The following is a 3511-nucleotide window of genomic DNA, read 5'->3' as shown; positions in this document are numbered from 1 at the left end:
CCTCCGAGTAGATGTCGCTCATAGAGGTGGCGTACTGGAGGTCGGGAAGTACCTCGTTCTCGCTGAGATAGTCGCCGTCCGCGTAGGCGCCGACCTGAACCGAGACGGTGTAGCTGTAGGGCGCCTCGCCAAAGCCGATGTAGGTGTTGGGGTCGAGGTAGCTAACGTAGGCGTAGACGAGGGTAAAACCGGCGTCCTCCCGGCAAGACGGCCGCACCTCGGCGTCGACCTCGAGCGCGGTCAGGATCGTCCCCAGCGGCGCGATCAGCTCTTCGTAGATGGTCGCCGCCGCGGCCTCCGCTCGAGCCTCGTCCGCCGCTTCGACGACCACCTGGACCGAACTTGGATCGAGGCAGAGCGCCACGCCTTCAAGGTGAAAGTCCTCGTCCGAATGCGCCATCGCCAGCGAAAAAAAGGCCGCGACAAGGCCCGCAGGGAGAAAAAGCCTCAACGTCACCTGCTTAGGATACAAGGTCCTGGGGGAGTAACTAGCATGGTTTTTGGCATCTCACTCACCTGTCACCTCGAGCTTGAAGGCGTGCGCTTGTTCCTCGTCGCCCTCGAAGAGCAAGGTGACCTCCCAGCGCCCCACCATCGGAAAGCTCAGCGAGGCGTGGCGGGCAAAGGCGCGGGCGTCGTGATGGCGCGTGTCGCTCTCCAGCTCGAAGCGCTCGTCGTCGCCCGCGTGCGCCATGCCGGGCATGCGGTAGGCGATAAAGAGCGGGCGCGCGTCACTCTGGTCGCCCTCGTAAGCGTGGACGAAGACCTCGCTGCGCCCGCCGCCCGCGAGGCTCGGGGTGGGCAAAAAGACGGCGGTGAATGTCCCCCCGCCCTCGAGCGCGCTCTCGTAAACCGTGAAGAGGAAAGCTTCGTCCTCCGCAAGGAGCTGCCACAAGCCGCTCTGAAGCGCGGGCAGCTCGAGCCAGAGTTCATTCTGGCCGTGGTGCGTGGGGACGCGTTCGGCCCTTAAGGGGTAGCGCGTCCCGTCCGGGCTAAGGACTGTGAACGTGACGTCGTCCTCGGCTGTGCCCGCCGGGCTGAGGACGAGCGTCAAAGGACCCTCCAGCGGCAGGAGCGGTGTGACGGTGACGGGGCCGGAGGCGAGCGCCCAGGTGTTGGCGCCGCTCGGGGTGGCGGCTGGGGTGTGGTCTTCATGGCCGGGCGGCGGCGTCATGCTTTGGTGCAGGGCGTGGTCCATGGCGTCGTGCCGGTGAGGAGGCTCCCGCGTCGCCAACACGCCGGTCACGCTGAGAACGCCCATGAGCAGCACCGACTCGAGGCGGACCAGCCGCCGTAAGCCCGAACTCCGGCCCCGGGCGAGCTTGGGCATGAGCAGCCAGCGGTTGGCGGCGGCGATGCCCAAAATGACCAGCACCAGTAAAATCTTGACGGTGAGCGTCCAGCCGTAGGTCGTTTCGGTGAGGGCGCTCAGGCCGTAAAGGTGCAAAAGGGAAGCGTACATGCCCGTCAGCGTCAAGACGGCAACGCCAAAAACGCCGAGGCTCGAGACTCTCGACACCGCGACCTCGAGCGCCTCCTTCGTTTCCGCCCAGCTCGGTGCCCAGGCAACGTAGACGACCGCACCGGCCCAGAGGGTCGCGCCGACGAGGTGGGCCAGGTCGCCCAGGAGGGGCAAAGGGCCCATCGCGCCGCCGTGGCTCACCATGCTCAGGCTGGCCAGCACCCCGAGGCCAAAGAGGGCGTAGCCCAGGCGATCAAGGGTGCCGGGCAGGCGGCCACCCAGTCCTAGCGCCAGAAGCAAGACGGTGAGCCCGCTGCGGGCGAGGGTGGCTTGGCCGTGGCGGGTGTAGAGGAGGTAGTCTAGGGCGAGGTCGGGATAGAAGCCGCCGACAGCCCGGTTGACCGTTATGACGACTTCGACCAGACCGGCCGTGAGCAGCACCAGCGCCCCCGCCAGCAGACCCCACCACAGCCGTCTTTTGCTCTTGTGATGGAGGAGTTCCGGGCCGACCCAGCGGGAGAAGAGGCCGGCCCCCAGGAGCAACACCGCGCCGATAAAGAGGCCGGCCTTAAGAGCGGCTGCCACGGGTTAAGCGTTAGCCCGCGGCGTCAGGCTGGTAGAAGAAGACAAAAAAGCCCTGAGTGGTGTGGGTGTCGATGGAGAGCACCCTCCACATGACGACATAGGCGCCGGGTTCCAGGGTCTCTTTGAGCCCCAGCGCCAGCTCCTGGCTGGTGCGCTCGGCGGTGGTGACGCCGCTGTCGGCTCGAGCCTCCTCGTCGCCGCGTAGCTCTAAGACCTCGGAGACGAGCGCGCCCGCGAGGCCGCTTACCCGCCGCAGCTCGTCGTCTGAAACGGCGCTCAGGTCAGCGGGTGCCGCTTCCCCTAGCTCGAGCGGGTAGACCTTAAAGAGGCTGAAGCGAATCTCGACGGGCTCGCTATAGACGAGTTGGACCTCTTGAAGTTCGGCGACCACGCTGTTCTCTACAGGCGTGGAGGCGTTTAAGTAGGCGTGGGCGTGGGCTGCCCCGACCAGAGTCAGGGCAGCGAGCCACAAGGCTAGACGAAACATTACGGGAAGCTGATCTCCGCCAGCGCTCTCACGCCGTGGGTGGTAAAGGTTTCGTCGAACGCCACCTCGCCGATAAAGCCGAAGATGCGTATCGTGTAGTCGCCGGGTTCGCTCAGCATGATCTCGTCGGTGTAGTAGCCCGGCTTGCCGTACTGGGGCCGGAGGGTAAAGCTGTGGGTCGCTTGGCCGTCGGGTGCGGTGATCTCGGCGGAGAGGCTGCCCTCTAAGTTCTCGACGGGCTCGTCGTTGTCGGCGCGGAGGATGATGAGGTCAAGGCCGTTGCGCTCATCGGTAAAGATGGGTTCCCGGACCATGCCGACGATCACCTTAAACTGGTTGTCGCCTTCACCGACGGTGGCGGTCTGGTGGGCGTAGGCGGCGGGAATGGCGAGGATAAAGAGGGCGGTGAGCGCCAGGATGCGTTTTTGCATGGGTGTGTCTCCTTTTAGACCGCGCCTTTGGGCGCGTGAATCTTGGGATACTGAAAGCTTGCATGCCTCTGGTTACGTGGTTACGGAAGTGAGAAAGGAAGCTTCAGGAATACTAATAAGGAATACGGACACCAGCCTCGAGACCCAAAGATGCGCAAGGTATAAAAGGTATAGAGGCCGCCGTGCTTAAGAGCACAACTGCTATGGGTGTCGGTAAAGGTTAGGCGTGCTAAGCGGGTGGCGCCCTGGCTCCGGTGTTCGGGTCGAAGAGGAGCTCGAGATAAGGCGCCAAGTAACGATTAGCAACCAGCGCTCGAGCGCTCAACCCGGTGGTGACGCCCGCCGTCGCCAGCGGTCCGAGCGCCAGCGCCAGCACGCACTTTAAGCAATGAGGGTGCTCGCTTTTAAGGGGATGATCCGGGTGATGGCTATGCTCAGCGGCGTTCGAGAGAGAGTCCAGCCTCTTTTCGCTCAGCAGGTAAGGGGCCAGAGGGAGCGCGGCCGCGAGCAGCAGGACAAAGAGCATAGCCACGAAGGATCGAGCCC

5 protein-coding genes are annotated in these 3511 nt (G+C 64.4%); all 5 read right to left on the bottom strand.

Annotated elements, in window-relative coordinates:
- A partial coding sequence (locus tag M3498_02105) for a hypothetical protein (protein MDQ3458089.1) occupies positions 1 to 457 on the bottom strand: 457 nt, incomplete at its 3' end.
- A 51-nt stretch (positions 458 to 508) separates the two neighbouring features.
- Positions 509 to 2047, bottom strand: coding sequence for a copper resistance D family protein (locus tag M3498_02100; protein MDQ3458088.1), 1539 nt, complete (start codon positions 2045 to 2047; stop codon positions 509 to 511).
- A 10-nt stretch (positions 2048 to 2057) separates the two neighbouring features.
- Entirely contained in the window at positions 2058 to 2534 is a 477-nt protein-coding gene (locus M3498_02095) for a copper resistance protein CopC (protein ID MDQ3458087.1), read from the bottom strand.
- On the bottom strand, positions 2534 to 2965 hold the full coding sequence (locus tag M3498_02090; protein MDQ3458086.1) for a FixH family protein: 432 nt from the start codon (positions 2963 to 2965) through the stop codon (positions 2534 to 2536). Before M3498_02090 ends, M3498_02095 begins: the two co-directional genes overlap by 1 nt.
- Positions 2966 to 3194: 229 nt before the next feature.
- The coding region (locus M3498_02085; GenBank protein ID MDQ3458085.1) for a hypothetical protein at positions 3195 to 3511 on the bottom strand (317 nt) is incomplete at its 5' end.

It is taken from the genome of Deinococcota bacterium (assembly GCA_030858465.1).
GTDB lineage: Bacteria > Deinococcota > Deinococci > Deinococcales > Trueperaceae > JALZLY01.
Note: the sequence above shows the minus strand (reverse complement) of the source record. Positions and strands in the feature narration are given on the sequence as shown.

What these genes read in the sequence shown, in the direction of transcription:
- M3498_02095 (MDQ3458087.1), bottom strand. Translation starts at nt 2,534, where the DNA reads ATGTTTCGTCTAGCCTTGTGGCTCGCTGCCCTGACTCTGGTCGGGGCA.
- M3498_02090 (MDQ3458086.1), bottom strand. Translation starts at nt 2,965, where the DNA reads ATGCAAAAACGCATCCTGGCGCTCACCGCCCTCTTTATCCTCGCCATT.